Raw genomic sequence first — 18549 nt, forward strand, 5'->3', positions numbered from 1 at the left:
GCGATGGTCCACACCTTCCGGTCAGGTGACCGCCGCCGCGAGCAGGTCGCCGACGGCGGCCCGGACCGGGTCGGGGTTCGACCAACTCCAGTTGGGGTGCGCACGGTTGGTGAGCAGCGCCAGGACGAGTTTGCGGTCCGGCGCGACCAGGAGCGAGGGGCCGGCGAACCCGGTGTGGCCGAAGGTCCGCGCCGAGGCGAGCTTGCCCATGAACCAGCTCTGGTTGAGGACGACCCCGAGGCCGTGCGCCGAGGTCCGGTTGGGGCGCTCGGGGTCGATGGCGGGCTTGCCGGCGTTGTGGTTGGTGAGCATCCGACGCACGGTCGCCGCGGCGAGGATGCGCTTGCCCTGGTAGGTGCCCTCGTTGAGGAGCAGCTGACCGATGACCGCGAGATCCTTCGCCGAGGCGAAGATGCCGGCGTGACCGGCGATGCCACCGAGGTGGTTGGCGACATCGTCGTGGACGACGCCACGCAGCAGGCCCCGGGACGAGCGGGCGTCGGTGGCGACCAGCCGGGCGGCCTTGGAGCTGGTGGACATCCAACCGCTGGGGTTGAAGCCGGTGTCGCGCAGGCCGAGCGGGCTGGTGAGGTTGGTCTTGAGGGCCTGGTCGAGCCGTTGGCCGGTGACCTTCTCGACGATCTTGCCGGCGACCATGAGCCCGACGCTCGAGTAGCGGAACGTGTCACCGGGCACGGCGCCGGAGACCAGCGGCGTGGTGAGTACGGCGTTCCAGCGGGCCGCGTTGTCGGGCAGTCCGGTGACCTTGGCGCCGACCGGCAGACCGCTGGTGTGGGTGAGCAACATCTCGACGGTGACCCGCTCCTTGCCCGTGCCGGTGAAGGCGGGCAGGTAGTCGCGCACCGCGGCGCCCAGGTCGACCTGCCCCTTGTCGACCTGCTGCAACAGCAGGATCGCCGTGTACACCTTGGTGACCGAGGCGAGGTCGAAGATGGAGTCGGAGCGCATCGCGACCCGCTGGCTCGCCGCGAGCAGCTTCGGGCCCGCCCCGTAACGCAGCGCCTCGCCGACCGCGGTGTGCACCGTCATCTCCCCGTCCACCAGCACGAGAGCGACAGCACCGGGGAAGCCCTTGTGCTGGACGGTCTGCGGTGTGGCGGGCAGGTGTCGCCGGAGCAGCGCGGTCACGTCCTGCGCGTAGCGGGCCTGACCTGCCGGTGGGGCCCCGCCGCTCGGGGGGACCGGCGCACCCGGTGCGGCGGACGGCGACCTGAAGGTGCCCGCCGAACCGAACCCGGTCCGGCTCCCGGCGGCGTCCGCCCCGGTCACCGCGTCACCGGCCGAACCGGGGTTTGCCGCGTTCCTGTCGCCGCAACCGGCGAGGGCGGAGGTCGCGGCGGCCAGGCCGGCCCCGAGCAGAGTACGACGCGCAACGGGCATGCCGGAGATGGTGACAGTCGGCCTGTGGATGCGCCACCTGACCCGGCCGAACGCCGACGGCGTCCGTCCCATCGGTCAACAGGTGGTCATCTGCCGGACACAGCCGGTTGACGTTCGGGCGGTTGTGCGACTATCGGCGGGCATCACGTCGAACGACCGTCCACCGGTCCGTCCACGCGCCCTCCTGGACAGTCACCGGGAAGGGCACACACCTCGTTACCCTCTTGGAGAGCACGATGTCCCTCTCCCCGTCCCGGGTCTTCGCAGAGCTGAACGCGGCTCGACCCCCTGACCGGCCGTCCCCGTCGATGGGCACGGCCGTCGTGGTCGGCGGCAGTGTCGCCGGTCTGCTGGCCGCCCGGGTGCTGTCCGACCACGCCGACACCGTCGTCATCATCGACCGGGACGACCCGCAGGTGACCGGCGCGCGGCCCGGCGTACCCCAGGGGACACAGCTGCACGCGCTGCTGCCCGGCGGCCTCTTCCAGTTGGAGCGGCTGTTTCCCGGCTTCCGCGAGGAGGCACTGGCGCGCGGAGCGGTCGAGGCGCCGCCCGACGCCCGGCGCAACTACCTCGACGGACGTCTGAAGGTCGTCGTCCCCGACGACGCCGACAGCCTGGCGGGCAGCCGACCCCTGCTGGAGACGCTGATCCGCCAGCAGGTGCTCCGACTGCCGAACGTCAAGACGATCACCGCCCGCGCCACCGGCCTCGTGGTCGACGGCAGCGCGGTCACCGGGGTCCGCTGCGATGTCGGCGGGGTGCCCGGGGTCGAGCGCGCCGACCTCGTGGTGGACGCCATGGGGCGGTCCAGCAAACTGTCGGACTGGCTGGAGCAGGCCGACTGGGACCGGCCGGCCATCCGGCGGATGACGGTGCACCTCAACTACGCGACCGCCCTGTTCCGCCGTCCGGAGGTCGACCCGCCCTCGACCGTCGTACTGGCGCTGAACACCCCGAAGATGGCAGTGGACGTGGCCGGGGCCGCGTTCTTCGCCATCGAGGACGGCCGGTGGATGGCCATGATGGCCGGTTACGGCAACGACCGTCCGGGGCGCACCGCGACGGACTTCGTCCGTCGCCTACGGGAACAGTTCCCACCGGAGTTCGGCGAGGTCGCCGACCAGGAGATGCTCGGCGACGTCCAGACCTACCACCACGCCGACAGTCGGCGGCGGGACTTCCACGCGCTGAAGCGCTTCCCGGCCGGGCTGGTAAGCGTCGGAGACGCCGTCGCGTCGTTCAACCCGGTGTACGGACAGGGCATGACGGCGGCAGCCCTGCACGCGGCCTGCCTCTCGACGTACCTCCGGTCCGGCCCGGACCTGCGGGCGCCCGCGCGCCACTACCTCGCCCTACAGAAGGTCGTGGTCGACGCCGCCTGGTCGATCTCGACCTCGGCGGACCTGGCGTTGCCCCACGTCGACGGGCCCTACCCGCGCGGCTACCGGCTCTCTCGCTGGGCGAGCGGGCAGATCATCGCCGCGACCGTCACGGACGTGCCGACCGCACGGCGGTTCAACGACGTCGTCTCCATGCGCGAGCACCCGCGTTCGTTGAGCCGGCCCGGCGTGCTCCTGGGCGCGCTGCGCGCCAACCGGCGCGCACACTGAGCGGGTGGCCCGGCGGCGTCGGCACGAGGCCGCCGGGCTCCCGTCCTAGCGGGGGAGCTTGCGGAGGATGTCGACCACGAAACGGTGGTCGTCCAGCTGCGGCAGCCCGGAGACACCGACCCAGCCCACCACGCCGGTGCCGCGCACCCGCAGCGGCACCGCACCTCCAGCCGCCGCGTACCGCGAGGCCGGCAGGCCGAACCGCTCGGCAAGTGTCACCTGCTTGTCCTGGCACAGCCGGGCCATGTAGAGCGAGGAGTGCTCGAAGCGCATCACCACCCGCCCCTTGCGGCGCAGCCACGCGTCGTTGTCCGCGGTCGACCCCGGCAGCCCACAGTGGAACAGCTGCCGCCCGGCCCGCCACACGCCCACCGACACCGGCAGCCGCTGCTCGGTCGCGGCGGTGACGGCGAGCATTCCCAGCTCGTACGCGTCGGTCTCGGACAGACCCGCGAGCTCCAGCTCGGTCTCCTCGCGCAGCAGCTCGTCAAGCGTCGGCCACGACTCACGGTCGTTCGGCATGATCTTCTCCTCGTGGTACGGGGTGGTTACCAGGCGCAGGGCGCGTAGTCCTTCAGGAAACAGCCGTGCAGGTCCTCGCCCTGCTCGCCGCGGACGATCGGGTCGTACACCCGGGCCGCGCCGTCGACCAGGTCCAGCGGAGCGTGGAAGCCCTCGTCGGCCAGCCGCATCTTCGTCGGGTGCGGGCGTTCGTCGGTGATCCAGCCGGTGTCCACGCTCGTCATCAGGATGCCGTCGGTGAGCATCTCCTCGGCGCTGGTGCGGGTCAGCATGTTCAACGCCGCCTTCGCCATGTTGGTGTGCGGGTGCCCCGGCCCCTTGTAGCCGCGGCCGAACTGCCCCTCCATCGCCGACACGTTCACCACGTACTTGCGGCGGGCCGACGCGGCGGCCATCGCCGGGCGCAGCCGGCTGACCAGCACGAACGGTGCGGTGACGTTGCACAGCTGCACTTCGAGCAGCTCGACCGGGTCCACCTCCTGCACCCGCTGTACCCAGCTGTTGACCGAGTCGAGGTCGGGTACGAGACCTCCGGCGTCGATGGCCGTGGACGCCGCGATCCGCTCCGGCGAGGCCGAGCCGCTGGTCAATGCCAGCGCGGTGAGCGCGTGTGGGGTGAGCCCGGCGGTGAGACTGCCCGCCGGGGCGCCCTGCCCACCCGGCTTGGTGAACGTGATCAGCTCCGGCAGGGGGCCGTCCGGCAGCGCCGCGGCCTCGGCGGCGACGAGCTGCGCGTACGCCCCGGGGGACCGGCGGACGGTCTGCGCCGCGTTGTTGATCAAGATGTCCAGGGGGCCCTGGCTGGCGACGTCGTCGGCGAGGGCGATCACCTGGGCGGGGTCACGCAGGTCGATCCCGACGACGCGCAGCCGGTGCAGCCAGTCCGCGCTGTCGGGCATCGCGGCGAAGCGGCGGACCGCGTCGTGCGGGAACCGCGTCGTCACCGTCGTGTGCGCGCCGTCGCGCAGCAGCCGCAACGCGATGTACATGCCGATCTTGGCCCGGCCGCCGGTGAGCAGCGCGCGCCGGCCGCTCAGGTCGGTCCGGGCGTCGCGGCGCTCCCGGTTCAGCGCGGCACACGACGGGCAGAGCTGGTGGTAGAAGGCGTCCACCTGGCGGTAGCGCTGCTTGCAGACGTAGCAGCCGCGCGGGTTGTGCAGGAAGCCCGCCGTCTCGCCCGGCACCGAGGACGCGAGCGGGATGCCCTGCGTCTCGTCGTCGATCCGCCCCGGAGCGCCGGTAGCGGTGGCCTCCGTCACCGCCCGGTCGGCGGCGAGGATGGCATCGCGCCGCTCCTCGCGCCGCCGCTGCTTGATCACCTTGTAGAGCCGGGCGGTGGCGCGCTGCACCCGCACCACGTCGGGGTGGTCGGGTGGCAGCGCCTCCAACGCCTCGAAGACGCTGAGGCAGGCCTCCAGCCGGTCTCGGTCAATGCCGTCCTGACCGTTTTCGATAATGCTGTCCACCGTCATGCGTCGTCGTCTCGTCCCGTATTCCGTGCCGGCTCGCGCCGGCCCGCCCCAAGTCCGACCCGAAACTGTACGCACCACGCGGCCCTCGCCGCACCTCGCAGCCGTGGCGGCCTCGGGGTGCGCCGCGCCAGCCGTCCTGGCGTCGAGCGCGGCTCGCGACGGTCAGGCGGCGTCGGCCTGGCCGAGACGCCAGTAACCCATGAAGGCCACCGCCCGCCGGTCCAGCCCCCGCTCGGCGACCAGATGGCGGCGCAGGGTACGGATGACACCGGCCTCCCCGGCCAGCCAGGCGTACAGCGGAACCGGGGCCACCACGTCCGGGACCTCCCACAGGATCTCGGTGTCCACGTCCACGTCCGCAACGGGCTGGGCGGCCGTCGACGCGCCGGGAGCCAGCAGTTCCTCCGCCGCGGCGGCGACGGCCGGCACCAGCCGGCTGCCGTGCCCGTCGAGCCCCCGGGGCAGCCACCGGACCTCGATGCCGGGCGGCGTGACGAGCGGCAACACGTCGTCGGCGTCGGGCACCTCCAGCAGGACCACGCCCCGGGCGTCGAGCGGGAGTCGTTCGCAGATGCCGGCGATCGCCGGCACTGCCGTCTCGTCCCCGGCGAGCAGCAGAGTGTCGGCCGTCGACGCTCGGAACTCGATCCCGCCGTGGTTGCCGTCGTAGCCGGCGTCCGGGCCGACGAGGGCGATCTCGTCGCCGACGCTGACGCGCCGGGCCCACCGCGTCGCCGGGCCGCCGTCGCCGTGCAGCACGAGGTCGACGTCGACCTCGGCGAGGTGCGGCCGGACCGCCCGCACGGTGTAGGTACGGATCGGGTTGCGCAGGTGCTCCGGCAGGGCCCGCCAGGCCGCGTACCAGTCCGCGCCGCCGGTGAGGTGCACCCCGCGCTGGCCGGGCAACGGCAGCACCAGCTTGATCCGCTGGTCGTAACCGTTGTCGGCGAAGCGGTCGAGGTCGACGCCGGTGAAGGTGACCCGGGTGAACGAGGGGCTGAGTCGGCGTACCGCCGCGACGGTGACGGTGAACACGCGCCATGGGGCGATGGGCAGGGTCTCGGTCATGGTGCCTCTCTCGGCTCGGGTCGGCGGCTAGCGGGAGTTGGTCGTCACGGCGCGGGAGCGCCACAGCAACCAGACGAAGTACGGGGCGCCGATCATGGCGGTGACCAGGCCGGCGGGGACCTGGGCCGGGGCGATGATCGTCCGGCCGAGGGTGTCGGCGATGCTGACCAGCGCCGCGCCGAGCAGAGCGGCCACCGGGAGCACCCGGGAGTGCCGCCCGCCGACGAGCGCCCGCGCGGCGTGCGGGGCGACGAGGCCGACGAAGCCGATGACGCCGACGGCCGAGACGGCGGTGGAGGTGAGCAGCGCCGCCGCGCCGAGCGCGATCAGCCGGGTGCGTTCCAGTCGGACGCCCAGCACCCGGGGGGTGTCGTCGTCGAGCGCCAGCAGGTCGAGTTCCCGGCGCGCGGCGACCACGGCCGGGGTGAGCACCACCAGGGCGATCAGCACCGGCAGCACCTGGGTGGGCATGCGACCGTAGGTGGAGCCGGACAGCCAGGTCAACGCCTTCCCGGTGTTCCAGGGGTCGAAGGCGACGACCAGATAGGTGATGACCGCCATGCCGCCTTGCCAGGCGCCGAAGCCGATCAGGACCAGCCGGTCGGAGCTCAGCCCGCCGCGCCAGGCCAGGCCGTAGACCAGGGCGAACGCCAGCATCGCGCCGAGGCCGGCGACGCCGGACACGGCCCACACCCCGGCCAGCGGCACGAAGGTGAGAAGCGAGACGGCCCCGAGCCCGGCGCCGGCGGTGATGCCGAGGATGCCCGGCTCGGCAAGCGGGTTGCGGCAGACCGCCTGCACGGTGGTGCCGGCGACCGCGAGCGCCGCGCCGGCCAGGACCGCCGCGGCGACGCGCGGCCACCGCTGGTCCAGCACGAAGGTGTACGCGGGCCCGGTGCTGCCGTTGACCCAGTTGACGACGTCACCGAGGAGGACCCAGGTGTCGCCGGCGAGCATGCCGATCGTCACGGCGCAGACGGTCAGGACGGCGGTGGCGGCGACGACGCCGCGGTGGAAGGCGGCGGAGCGGACGGCGGCGTGCCCACCGGGCGGACGGCGGGTGGGGCCCGCGTCGCGGTGCCGGCGGGCCAGCCAGATGAGGATCGCCGCGCCGAACAGGGTGGTGACCACGCCGGTGGGGATGTCGACCCCGGCCTGCCCGCCCATCACGGCCCGCAGCAGCACGTCGGAGCCGAGCACGATGATGACCCCGGCGATGCCGGACAACGGCAGCAGGATGCGGTGCCGGTGCACTCCCGGCACCACGGGGGCGAGCAGCCGGACGATCACCGGGGCGCACAGGCCGACGAAGCCGACCGGGCCGGTGAGGGTGACGGCCGCGGCGGAGAGCAGCACGGCCAGCACCATGACGGTGAGCCGGGTACGCCGCACGTCGAGGCCGAGCACGGTGGCGGTGTCGTCGCCGAGGGCGAGGATGTCGAGGCGGTGCCCGAGCAGCACGAGCACGGTGGCGGCGCCGACGATCACCGGGGCGAGTTGGGTCAGCGCGGTCAGGTCGCTCTGCACCAGCGAGCCGTTGCCCCAGGCGAACAGCCCGATGGTGGCCTGCTCGAACAGGAGCAGCAGCAGGGTGGTCACCGACCCGAGCGCCAGGGCGGTCGCCGAGCCGGCGAGGATCAGCCGGGTGGTGCCGGCCTGCCCACCCGAGGACATCGCCATCACCAGGCCGGCGGCGGCCAGCCCGCCGCAGAAGGCGAGGCCGCCGGCGGGCAGCGCGGGCAGCGAGACGCCGAACGCGGCGACGGCGACGATCGCCAGGTGGGCGCCCGCGTTGACCGCCAGGGTGTCGGGGGAGGCGAGCGGGTTGCGGGCGATCGACTGCAACGCCGCCCCGGCGAACCCCAGTGCCACGCCGATGGCCAGTCCGGCGAGCAGCCGGGGCAGCCGGGAGGCGATCAGGACGCGGGCCGCGTCGTCGTCGGTGCCGGTGACGAGCCGCAGCAGGTCGAGGGCGCCGACGGTCGAGGTGCCCTGGGTGAGGTGCACCGCGCCCACCACGAGCAGCAGCAGGATCGCGGCGACGAAGACACCGGCGACGCGAGTGACGGCCGGGCCACCGCCCGGAGCCGGCCGAATGGCCGACTCCGGGCGTGGGGGTGCGTTCAGCACGCTCACACCGCGTACGTCTTGACGAGTTCGTCGAGGTACTGCTTGCCGGAGAGCGGACCGCCGAAGGTCCAGATGCCGTTGGGCATCTTGTGCAGGTTGCCCTTCTGCACGAACGGCAGTGACTTCCAGATGGCGTTGCTGGCAAGCCCGTCGGCGAACACGTCGTCGCCGTCGGAGGCGTTGTAGAAGAGGTGCACGTTCGGGTCCTTGAGGACGGTCATGCCCTCCACGTCGGTCTGGCCGAGGCCCCACACCTCATCGGTCTTACCGGTCCAGGCGTTGGTGAGGCCGAGCTGGATGCCGATCTGGGAGACGAGCGCACCCGCGCCGAACATCCGGATGCTGACGGTGCTGCCCTCCTTCCAGCCGTCGGCGATGGCGAACGGTCGGCCTGCGGCACCCGCGTCGGCGATCTTCTTCTTGCCGTCGGCGAGGGCGGCGTCGAAGTCGGCGAGCAGCTTCGTCGCCTCGGTGGTCTTGCCGACCGCCTTCGCGATCATGGTGAGGTCGGTGCGCATCCGGCCGAGGTTGTCGGTGGCGTCACTGCCCTTGGCGACCACGACGGGGGCGTACTTCTCCAGCTGGCTGACCATGTTGGCGCCCCGGTCGTCCTCCATCACGATGAGGTCGGGCTGGAGGGCGACGATGGAGTCGACGCTGGGCTCGCCGCGGGTGCCGACGTCCTTCACACCGGGGTCGAGCTTCGCCGAGGTGACCCAGGTGCCGTAGCCCTTCGGGTCGGCCACGCCCACGGGCATGACACCCAGGCTGACGAGCATCTCGACCTCGCCCCACTCGAGCCCGACGACCTTGGTCGCCGGGGCCTTGAGGGTGATCTCCTTGCCCCGGCTGTCGGTGATGGTGACCGGTCCGCCGGCCGCCGAGGCGGAGGTCTCGGGGGCGGCGGCCTTCTCGGTGGTGCCGCAGGCGCCAAGTGTCAGGGCGGCCGCGACGGCGATGAGGGCGGTGAAACGGGTACGGGTCATGACGGTCTTTCTCTGCTGTGGGTGAGGGGTGGTTCAGACCAGGGCGCGGATCTGGTGCCGCCCGACGGGGCGGGTGGTGACCAGTCCGCTGACCGGATCGGTGGTCACCTCGATGCGGATTCCGTAGGTCTCGGTGAGGGCGTTCTCGGTGAACACCTCGGCCGGCGTGCCGGTGGCGCGGACCCGGCCCTGCTGCAGCAGGACGACCTCGTCCGCCACGGCCGCGGCCTGGTTGAGGTCGTGCAGGACGACGCCGACGGCGACGCCGTGATCGTCGGCGAGGTCACGGACCAGGTCGAGGATCTCCACCTGGTAGCGCAGGTCGAGGAACGTGGTGGGCTCGTCGAGCAGCAGCACCGGGGTGTCCTGGGCCAGGCAGGTGGCCAGCCACACCCGTTGCAGCTCACCGCCGGAGAGTTCGTCGACCGGACGCTCGGCCATGGTGGCGACGCCGGTGACGTCCATGGCGCGGGCGATGGCGGCGGGACCGTCCGGATCCTCGGTGCGCCAGCGACCCCGATAGGGGTGGCGGCCGTAGCCGACGACGTCGCGGACGGTGACCCCGCTGGGCACGGGCCGGCTCTGGGCGAGCAGGGTGACCCGCCGGGCGAAGTCCCGGGCGGCAAGGCTGGCGGCCGTGACGCCGTCGGCGAGGTGCACCATGCCGGACTCGATCGGGTGCAGCCGGGCCAGGGTCCGCAGCAGAGTGGACTTGCCGCTGCCGTTGGGCCCGACGAGTGCGGTCACGGCCCCGGCGCGAAGGTCGATCACGGCACCATGCACCACCGGCACACCGTGATAGCCCAGACGGAGGTCGACGCCGGACAGGCTGCGGCCCCCGTTGGCCGACGCCAACTCGTTCTGCATGAGGTTAGGCTAACCTAACGCAGCGATGGCGTGTCAAGTCGATGGCGAGGCCGTCACCGGCCCGGTTGACCGGCGGTCGTCGGGCCCGTGCGCGCGTGGGGGATGCTGGGTCCGTGCACATCGCGACCCTCGGCCCACTCGCCGTCGACGGCCGGCCCGTTCGGGGTGAACGGCTCGCGGCGGTGCTCCGGGCGCTCGTGCAGGCGCGCGGGCGGGCGGTCTCGGTGGGTCTGCTCGTGGACGCCGTCTGGGACGGCGCACCACCCGACGGAGCGACAGGCGCGGTCCAGGCACTGGTGTCCCGGGTCCGCCGCCTCGGCCTGCCAGTGCTCGCGGTGCCGGGCGGATACCGGCTGCCCGCCGAGGAGATCACCGTCGACGCGGTCCAGGCACGTACGCTCGTCGACCAGGCGCGCACGATGCTCCAGTCCGGCGACGTCGGTGCCGCCCGCGGCGCGGCCGATGAGGCGCGCGCGTTGTTCCCCGAGGTCCCGGATCTCGACACCGCCGAGGACAGTCGCCTGTTCGCGGATGTCGCCGCCCTGCGCGCACAGGCAGCGCTCGCCGGCGCGGGCCCGTTCGACGAGGTCGACCTGGGCCGACTCGTCGCCCGTACGCCGCCGGACGAGCCGTCCGCCGCCCTGCTCGTCCGGGTGCTCGCCGCACAGGGACGGGAGGCGGAGGCGCTGGAGGTGGTCGAGCGGCTGCGCGCCGAGCTGGCCGACCGGTACGGCACCGATCCGTCGCCGGTGATCACGGCCGTCCACCTGGCGTTGCTGCGGGGTGAACTGACCGCCCCGCCCGTCGCGGCGCGACCCCGGCCACCGGCGCGGATCACCCTGCCCGCCGCATGGCGCCGCCCCCTGACCGCCCTCGTCGGGCGGGACCGGGACGTCGAGGCGGTCACCGGCGCGTTCGCCGAGACACCAGTCGTGACGATCGTGGCGACCGGCGGTGCGGGCAAGACCCGCCTCGCCGCCGAGGTGGCGCGGCGTACGGCGGCGGCCGGGCAGTCGGTACGCGTGATCGAACTCGCCGGCCTGCGCTCGCCCGACGAGGTGCTGCCCACTGTGCTCGCAGCTCTCGGTGGTGCGGACACCTCGTCGACAGGTGGCAACCTCGGCCTGGAACGGCGGGTGCTCAGCCCCGAGGAACGCCTTCGCGCGGTCGCACCCGACCTCGACGGGTTGCTGGTGCTGGACAACTGCGAGCACGTCCTCGACGCGGTGGCCACCGTCGTGGCAAACCTGGTCGCGGTGGCGTCCCCGGAGGTCGCGGTGCTCGCCACGAGCCGGGCCCCGCTGGGTCTGGCCGGCGAACTGGTGCACCGGCTGACGGCACTGCCCGACGCCGACGCGCTCGCCGTCCTCGAATCCCGGGCCCGGGCCGGTGGCGCGGTGCCCACCTGGGACACCGCGCGGGCGCTGGCCCTCTGCCACCGGCTCGACAACCTGCCCCTGGCCCTCGAGTTGGCCGCCGCGCGACTGCGGCACATGCCGATCGACGACGTGCTCGTCGGGCTGACCGACCGGTTCGCGCTGCTCGACGACGCCCTGCGCGGCCTGCCGGAGCGGCACGCGAGCCTGTGGGCGCTCGTCGACTGGAGCAGGGAACTGCTCGCTGAGGACGACCGCGACCTGCTGCAACGGGTGGCGGTCATCCCCGCGCCCTTCACCGCTGACCTCGCCGCCGCCGTCACGCAGACCCCGGACGTCCGTCGCGGCCTGGCGACACTCGTCGAGCAGTCCCTGCTGACCCTGGTCGAGGGGGACGGCCCGCCGCGTTACCGGATGCTCGAAACGGTCCGTGAGTACGGCGAAGCCCGGCTCGACGCGGTCGGTGCCCGAGCGGCGGCCATGGCCGGGCTGGTCGGCTGGGCCCGGGAGCAGGCCATCGTGCTCGCCGGCCGCTTCGTCGGCCCCGGCCAGGTCGAGGCGCTGCACCGCTGCGCCGCCGAGCAGGACAACCTGCTCGCCGCCCTGCGCTGGGCGCTCGCCCAGGACGACGAGCCGGCCACCGTGGACGTCGCGACGGCGCTGTTCCACCTCTGGACGGTGCGTGGCCTGCACCTGGAGGTCCTCGGGTGGGCGCGCGGGATCTTCGGTGTCGCCGACCCGGTCCGACGACGCCGCTCGGCGATCCTGCACGGTCGTGGTGTCGGGCGTCCACCACCCGACGCTGACCGGCTCGCCTGGCTGTGCCTGTTGACCGGGGTGAACTCCGGCATCAGCGGTGAACTCCGGCTCGCGGTGCTCGCCCGGCGGGCACTGCGGACGCTGCTCACCGAGCGACCGGACGAGGTGTCGTCCCGGCTCACCGCGCTCGCGTCGGCGCTGCCCGAGTTCGACGCCTCCGACCCGGATCGCAGCATGAAGGCCGCCGGCGAGTTGGTCGCGCACCCCGATCCGCACGTGCAGGCACTCGGCCTGTTCGCCCGCGCCGCGGCCCGGGAGAACGGCGGCATCCCCGAGGCGTCGGTCGTCGACGCCGAGCAGGCGTACCACCGGTTCGAGGTGGCCGGTGACCACTGGGGCATGGCGATGGCGGCGGGTGCCGTCGGGCAGTTCCTCGATCCCAGCGGGGACACCGGGTCGGCCGAGTGGCTGGCGCGCAGCGTCCGCCACATGGAGATGATCGGTGCCACCCAGGACGCCCGGTCGATTCGGGTACGGCTGGACGTGCAGCTCGCCCTGACCGGTGACGCGGAGGCCGAACGACGGCTGGCGGAGACGGCTGCCCCGGGTGACGGAGAGGCGGTGGACGCCGCGGTCGCCTGTCTCGGGTTGGCCCACCTGGCCTGGCAGCGGCACCAGTACGACGAGGCCCGCGGCTACGGCGCCCGGGTGATCCGAGTCCTGAAGGGCTGGACGAGCCCGCAGCCGCAGCCGCAGGCCATGCTGCGCGTCGCCGTGGCCGTCCTCGAGCTGAGGGTGGCGCAGGCGCGGCCGGTGCCGGGGGAGAACCCCGACGCGCACGCGGCCGCCCTGTTGACCCTCGCCCGCGACGACGCGCTCTCCTCGAAGGACCTGCCGATCATCGGGGCGTGGGCCCAGGGCGGCGCCGAACTCGCGGCGTACCGCGGTGACGACGAGACCGCGCGGGAACTGTTCACGCTCGGGACGCGGGTCGGCACCCACGTCGGGATGTTCTTCCCACCCGGCAACGCCGAACGGCTCGACGCCGCCCTCGCTGACGAGGAGCGGCGCGAGTCGTTGCTCGTCGCGTGGCGCGGGCGGCCGGTCGCCGCTGCCGCCGCCCGGATCCGCGAGCTGATGGACGACCTGCTGGTCTAGGGGCTCCCGCCGCAGCCCGGCCGGTGACGAGTCAGACGGGCTCGATCACGAGGTCGGTGATCTGGTCGTCCGTGATGTCGAACACAAATGCGAATGACAGGGGCCCGCCGGGGAAGTCACCGTCCCCGGAGGCCACCATCCGGTCGTCCGCGAACGAGGTCGGCGTCAGCACGACCTTGGGGTTGATCAGGTGCCCCTGGATCCACTCGCGGATCTCGGCCTCGCCGGCCCAGGCCTTCCCATCATCGCGCACCGTGGCCCCGTCGCCGAAGACCGCGGCCAGCGCGTTCGCGTCGTGCGCGTTGGTGGCCGTGATGAAGTCATCGATGGCCTTGGGCAGGGTGATGTCGTTCATTTCTGCTCTCCAGTTCTCTCGGGTGCCAGGACGCGGGCGCGTGCTGGTGTGTCCCTGCAACGCAGGCTCAGAAGTCCGCACTGCGGGAAAGCTTCTCGTTCGCGCGCAGCTCCGCGAGTGCGTTCTCGTGCATCGCGACAACGACGTCGTAGCCGGAGTTGCCGAGCACGATCCGTTTCGGCGGAACGGGTGCGTTCATCGCGCTGACCACGGCCTGCACTCCGCGAACAGGGTCTCCTGCCTGCTTGCCGTTGTGGTCCACGAACGCCGCCTTGACGCCCTCGACCATCGGCACGTAGGCGTCGACGATCTCGTTGACGTCCTCGTTCTGGAAGTAGGTGAAGGCCCTGGTGCGGAACGCTCCCGGCTCTACGACGAGCACGCGCACACCGAACGGCTCGACTTCCTGGCGTAGCGTCTCCGACAGTCCTTCGATGGCGAACTTCGCCGCCGCGTAGTAGCCGAACCCCTGTGCGCCGACGAGCCCTGCCACCGACGACATGTTCACGATCCAGCCGCCTCCGCGTGCCCGCATACCGGGCAGGACCGCGCGCACCACCTCGACCACGGCGAACAGGTTGAGGTCGAATGTGCGCCGGATCGTCTCGTCGGGGGCACCCTCGATCGAGCCGTACCAGCCACGGCCCGCGCTGTTGACGAGCACGTCGATCCCGCCGAACCGCTCCTCGGCCGTCCTGACCGCCGCATGCACCTGGTCGGCATCGGTGACGTCGAGCTGGAGAACCAGCACACGGTCGCCGTGTGGTTCAGCCCATTCTCGCAGCTCCGAGGGTCGACGCGCGGTCACCACCACCTGATCGCCCCGCTCCAGGGCGGCCTCGGCATAGACCAGGCCGAACCCACCGGGAGTCCCACCAGTGACGAACCACGTCTTCACGGACTTCTCCTCTCGCTATAGAACCCAATGTAGCGCTACATGAGCTACTATAGCAACATGCAGAACGCACGGGATCGACTCCTGCTCGCCGCGGCGGAGTTGCTGGAGAGCGGCGGCACGGTGTCCACGAGGGCGGTGTGCGATCGCGCCGGGGTGCAGGCCCCGACGCTGTACCACCACTTCGGCAGCAAGCAGGGCCTCATCGACGCCGTGGTGAGCCACGGCTTCACCCAGTACACGGCGGTCGAGAGCTCTGGCGACCCGCTGGACGACCTGCGCCAGGGCTGGGACAGGCACGTGCAGTTCGGGCTGGAACACCCGTCGTTCTACGGGCTGCTCTACGGTCGCGCCGAGCCGGGGAAACCCTGCGCCGTCACCGCTCCCGCGCACGCCGCGTTGCGCGAGCGGTTGACCGCCGCCCGAGGCCGGCTCAAGGTGCCTGCGGCCGATGCCGCCGAACAGGTGTTGGCCGCCAACGTCGGCGTCACGCTCACGTTGATCAGCCAGCCGGAGCCGGATGTCGGTCTGTCCGGACGCGTCCGCGAGGCCGCGCTGGCCGGAGTCCTGCGCATGCCCCCCACCGATGCCCCCGCGACTCGCGCGAGCGCCGCACTGACGCTGCGTGCGCTGGTCGGCAACGACCCGGGCGACCTCACCCCTGGCGAACACGCGCTGCTCGGCGAGCTGCTGGACCGCCTGGCCCGCTAGGTCTTCTGCTCAGAGGAGGTGGGGGACGCGCCTGGCGGGTGGGCGGCTGCGTCCCCCGGTGGTCCGGGTCGACAATGGTCTGGGACCCGGCACTCGGCCACGGCGCCGGCCGCTCCAGGTGCCGACGCCGTGACCAGGTCAGATCTTCTTGCGGTACGCGCGCAGCGCCAGCGGCATGAACAGCACCACGAAACCGGCGCACCAGGCGAGTGTCCACCACACGTGCGAGCCGAGCGGGGTGCCGAGGAACAGGCCGCGTACCGACGCCACGAGGTGGGTCATCGGGTTCACGTCCACGAACGCCTGCATCCAGCCGGGCAGGGTGTCGGCACCGACGAACACGTTGGACGCGAAGCTCAGCGGCATGATCAACGCGAACATGACACCCTGCACCGCGCCCGCGGTGCGCACCTTCATCGACACGAGCACCGGCAGCCAGCTCAGGCAGAGCGCGAACAGCACCGCGAGCAGGCACCCGGCGATCGCCCGGAACAGGTCGGTCTCGATCCGGAAGCCCATCACGTAGCCGACGGCGAGGGTCGACACGGTGACGATCACGTACCGGACGACGTCGCCGAGGACCGCGCCGACAAGTGGTGCGGAGCGGGGGATCGGCAGCGACCGGAACCTGTCGAAGATGCCCTTGGAGATGTCGGTGTTGAGGTTGACGCCGATCGCGATGGCACCTGTCGCGATGGTCTGCGCCAGGATGCCGGGCAGCAGGAACTGCAGGTAGTCGTGGGTCGATCCGGCGACCGCGCCGCCGAAGACGTACACGAAGATGACGAGGAACAGCACCGGCTGCAACGTGACGTCGATGAGCGCCTCGGGTGTACGCCAGGTCTTGATGAGGCTGCGTCGGGCGAGCGCCAACGAGTGCCGGACCAGCCGGAACGGCCGGGGGTTCGGCGCCGAGTTCGACAGCGCGCGGCTTCTGGTGGGTGCGGTGTCGGTGAGGGTGCTCATGCCGCGACCTCCGTGGGGCGGGTGGTGTCGTCAACGGATGCCGTACGCCCGGTGAGGGTGAAGAACACCTCGTCGAGGCTCGGCAGATGCAGGGAGAGTTCGGTGACCGCGATGCCGGCCGAGGCGAGGCGCGCGACGCTCTCGGTCAGGGCCGCGTCGTCGCTGACCGGCACGGCGAGGACGCCCTTGCGGATCTCGTCGGCCTGCGCGCCGGAGCCGACCTGGGTCAGGATCTCCGCGGTCCGGGGCAGGTGCGCCGGGTCGGACGGCCGGACCTCCAGGGTCTGCCCCCCGACCACCCGCTTGAGCCCGTCGGGCGTGTCGTGCGCGATCACCCGTCCGTGGTCGATCACCGTGATCGCGTCGGCGAGCGCGTCGGCCTCCTCCAGGTACTGCGTGGTGAGCAGCACCGTCGAGCCGTTGCCGACAAGCGAACGGACCACGTCCCACATGTCCTCACGCTTGGCCGGGTCGAGCCCGGTCGTCGGCTCGTCCAGGAAGATCACGTCGGGTGAGCCGACGAGGCTGGCGGCCAGGTCCAGCCGTCGCCGCATGCCCCCGGAGTAGGTCTTGGCCGGCCGGTTCGCGGCGTCGGTCAGGTCGAACCAGTCGAGCAACTCGGCGGCCCGCCGCCGGGCGCCGGAACGCCCCAGCTCCAGCAGGGTGCCGAACAGCTCCAGGTTCTGCCGACCGGTCAGGTCCTCGTCGACCGAGGCGTACTGGCCGGTGAGGCCGATACTCTGCCGAACGCGCTCGGCGTCCCGTACCACGTCGAAACCGCTGATCCGGGCGGTTCCAGCATCCGGGGTCAGCAGGGTGGAGAGGATGCGCACGGCGGTGGTCTTGCCCGCGCCGTTGGGGCCCAGGACCCCGAGCACGGTCCCACGAGGTACGGCGAGGTCCACGCCCTGTAGCGCCCTCGTCTTCCCGAATGTCTTCACGAGGCCCTCGGCCTCGATCACCAGGTCAGCTGTCATGCGTCGAGTCTGCGCGGCCCGGCTGACACCGCCCTGACACGCCACCGACACCGGCTGACAAGACCGCTGCACCCACCGGAGCAGCTCGCGCAGGGGCATGTCCGGTCCCGAACCGGTCCACTCGACGAGCAGGCAACTGGTCCTTACCGCTGCACCGATGGGGACTTAGTGTTCCCGCACGGGGGTGCGGCGGCGCAGCCCCGCCCGCGCCGCACCCACCCTGGAGTGAACGACGAGGAGGACCCGATGGGCCGCACGGTGTTGAGCATGAGCGTGTCGGTGGACGGCTTCGCCGCCGGACCGGACGTGAGCGCCGAACAACCGATGGGCAGAGGAGGCGAGCGGCTGCACGAGTGGCTGTTCCGCACTGACGGAGATCGTGCGGTGGCGGCCGGCGGGGTCACCCCGGTCGGAGTCGACGCCGCGCAGGTCCGGGAGCGACATGCGACGACGGGTGCCGTGGTGGTCGGCAGACGGACCTTCGACGTCGGTGTGGACCTGTGGCAGGACACTCCGTTCCCGGTGCCGTGCTTCGTGGTGACGCACGAGTCGCGCGCCCCGATGACGATGAAGAGCGACGTCTTCACGTTCGTCGACGACGGCCTCCCGAGCGCACTGCGCCAGGCGCGACACGCGGCGGGCGACCGGGACGTCCTCATCATGGGCGGCCCCACCATAGGAGGGCAGTTCGTCAAGGCCGGGTTGGTCGACGAGATCCACATTCAACTCGTGCCGGTGCTCCTTGGTGCGGGGACGCGCCTCTTCGACCACCTCGGCACCGACCACATCGACCTCGAACGAACCGCGGTGATCGAATCACCACACGTCACCCACCTGCGGTTCGACGTCCGAAAGTGACCAGGCGACGTCGGTCGACCCGGCTCAGGCACGGACCGGCCCGACGACCTGATCGTGCTGGCCGACCAGGAGATCTTCCGCGTTGAGTCGGGGGGCCGGGCGGCGCCCGGCTGATCGGCGCGTGACCACGTCGACATAGCCCGAGCCCGGCACGTGTGCCACCCCACCTGGTCGATCATGGAGTTATGGTGGGTGACAAAGGGGCTGAACAGCGCTAACTCAGGCACCACAAGTCCATGATCGACGAGGTGGTCGGCCCTGATGCCGCGATCTTGCACTTTCTGTCGCGACATAGCGGTCATTCCACCTTTATCGCCAACCGAAAGTGCAAGATCGGCGGGGGCAGGATCACCCGCTGGGTGTCGGTGGTGAGGATGTCGGCGCTCTCGGCCATGAAGTGCACACCGCAGAAGACGATGTACTCCGCGTCCGGGC

Annotated in this window: 15 protein-coding genes and 1 pseudogene; 4 read left to right on the forward strand and 12 right to left on the reverse strand. The window is 72.0% G+C overall.

The window, feature by feature from the left end; genetic code table 11:
• Positions 1 to 21: 21 nt before the first annotated feature.
• Positions 22 to 1401, reverse strand: a complete 1380-nt coding sequence (locus tag ACWER9_RS19735) for a serine hydrolase domain-containing protein (protein WP_452303198.1) — start codon at positions 1399 to 1401, stop codon at positions 22 to 24.
• Positions 1402 to 1637: 236 nt separating this feature from the next.
• Here ACWER9_RS19735 and ACWER9_RS19740 point away from each other — a divergent pair, with 236 nt between their 5' ends.
• A complete protein-coding gene (locus tag ACWER9_RS19740; RefSeq protein ID WP_452303199.1) occupies positions 1638 to 3014 on the forward strand; it encodes an FAD-dependent oxidoreductase in 1377 nt (458 codons plus the stop codon).
• A 45-nt stretch (positions 3015 to 3059) separates the two neighbouring features.
• Here ACWER9_RS19740 and ACWER9_RS19745 read toward each other — a convergent pair whose 3' ends face one another.
• The 6 genes from ACWER9_RS19745 to ACWER9_RS19770 all read right to left on the reverse strand — a co-directional run bounded on the left by ACWER9_RS19745 (position 3060) and on the right by ACWER9_RS19770 (position 10059).
• Complete coding sequence (locus tag ACWER9_RS19745; protein ID WP_452303200.1) at positions 3060 to 3536, reverse strand: heme-degrading domain-containing protein; 477 nt, start codon at positions 3534 to 3536, stop codon at positions 3060 to 3062.
• A 26-nt stretch (positions 3537 to 3562) separates the two neighbouring features.
• Positions 3563 to 5008 (reverse strand): SDR family NAD(P)-dependent oxidoreductase, encoded by a 1446-nt coding sequence (locus ACWER9_RS19750; RefSeq protein WP_452303201.1) that lies wholly within the window; start codon positions 5006 to 5008, stop codon positions 3563 to 3565.
• A 162-nt stretch (positions 5009 to 5170) separates the two neighbouring features.
• Positions 5171 to 6076 carry a siderophore-interacting protein gene (locus ACWER9_RS19755; RefSeq protein WP_452303202.1) on the reverse strand — a complete coding sequence of 302 codons (906 nt, stop codon included), beginning with the start codon at positions 6074 to 6076 and terminating at the stop codon, positions 5171 to 5173.
• Between the two features lie 27 nt (positions 6077 to 6103).
• Positions 6104 to 8203, reverse strand: a complete 2100-nt coding sequence (locus tag ACWER9_RS19760; protein ID WP_452303215.1) for an iron ABC transporter permease — start codon at positions 8201 to 8203, stop codon at positions 6104 to 6106.
• Positions 8204 to 8208: 5 nt separating this feature from the next.
• Positions 8209 to 9192 (reverse strand): ABC transporter substrate-binding protein, encoded by a 984-nt coding sequence (locus ACWER9_RS19765; protein WP_452303203.1) that lies wholly within the window; start codon positions 9190 to 9192, stop codon positions 8209 to 8211.
• Positions 9193 to 9225: 33 nt separating this feature from the next.
• A complete protein-coding gene (locus ACWER9_RS19770; protein ID WP_452303204.1) occupies positions 9226 to 10059 on the reverse strand; it encodes an ABC transporter ATP-binding protein in 834 nt (277 codons plus the stop codon).
• Between the two features lie 113 nt (positions 10060 to 10172).
• On the opposite strand from ACWER9_RS19770, the gene ACWER9_RS19775 reads away from it, so the two are divergent.
• Positions 10173 to 13352, forward strand: a complete 3180-nt coding sequence (locus ACWER9_RS19775; protein ID WP_452303205.1) for a BTAD domain-containing putative transcriptional regulator — start codon at positions 10173 to 10175, stop codon at positions 13350 to 13352.
• Between the two features lie 31 nt (positions 13353 to 13383).
• Here ACWER9_RS19775 and ACWER9_RS19780 read toward each other — a convergent pair whose 3' ends face one another.
• Together ACWER9_RS19780 and ACWER9_RS19785 are read right to left on the reverse strand one after the other, a co-directional pair.
• The gene (locus ACWER9_RS19780; protein ID WP_452303206.1) at positions 13384 to 13707 is read right to left on the reverse strand and encodes a nuclear transport factor 2 family protein; all 324 of its coding nucleotides are present in this window, start codon (positions 13705 to 13707) and stop codon (positions 13384 to 13386) included.
• 67 nt (positions 13708 to 13774) lie between these two features.
• On the reverse strand, positions 13775 to 14605 hold the full coding sequence (locus ACWER9_RS19785; protein WP_452303207.1) for an SDR family NAD(P)-dependent oxidoreductase: 831 nt from the start codon (positions 14603 to 14605) through the stop codon (positions 13775 to 13777).
• 57 nt (positions 14606 to 14662) lie between these two features.
• Here ACWER9_RS19785 and ACWER9_RS19790 point away from each other — a divergent pair, with 57 nt between their 5' ends.
• Positions 14663 to 15313: a TetR/AcrR family transcriptional regulator gene (locus ACWER9_RS19790; RefSeq protein WP_452303208.1), complete on the forward strand. Its 651-nt coding sequence runs from the start codon at positions 14663 to 14665 to the stop codon at positions 15311 to 15313.
• 138 nt (positions 15314 to 15451) lie between these two features.
• On the opposite strand, the gene ACWER9_RS19795 is transcribed toward ACWER9_RS19790, so the two are convergent.
• Both ACWER9_RS19795 and ACWER9_RS19800 read right to left on the reverse strand, forming a co-directional pair.
• Positions 15452 to 16279, reverse strand: coding sequence for an ABC transporter permease (locus ACWER9_RS19795; protein WP_452303209.1), 828 nt, complete (start codon positions 16277 to 16279; stop codon positions 15452 to 15454).
• Entirely contained in the window at positions 16276 to 17256 is a 981-nt protein-coding gene (locus tag ACWER9_RS19800; RefSeq protein WP_452303210.1) for an ATP-binding cassette domain-containing protein, read from the reverse strand. Before ACWER9_RS19800 ends, ACWER9_RS19795 begins: the two co-directional genes overlap by 4 nt.
• 225 nt (positions 17257 to 17481) lie before the next feature.
• Here ACWER9_RS19800 and ACWER9_RS19805 point away from each other — a divergent pair, with 225 nt between their 5' ends.
• Positions 17482 to 18114, forward strand: coding sequence for a dihydrofolate reductase family protein (locus ACWER9_RS19805; RefSeq protein ID WP_452303211.1), 633 nt, complete (start codon positions 17482 to 17484; stop codon positions 18112 to 18114).
• Between the two features lie 340 nt (positions 18115 to 18454).
• Here the strand turns inward: ACWER9_RS19805 and nadA are convergent.
• Positions 18455 to 18549, reverse strand: a pseudogene (gene nadA, locus ACWER9_RS19810) (quinolinate synthase NadA); the annotation flags it as partial.

Source organism: Micromonospora sp. NPDC003944 (assembly GCF_053605225.1).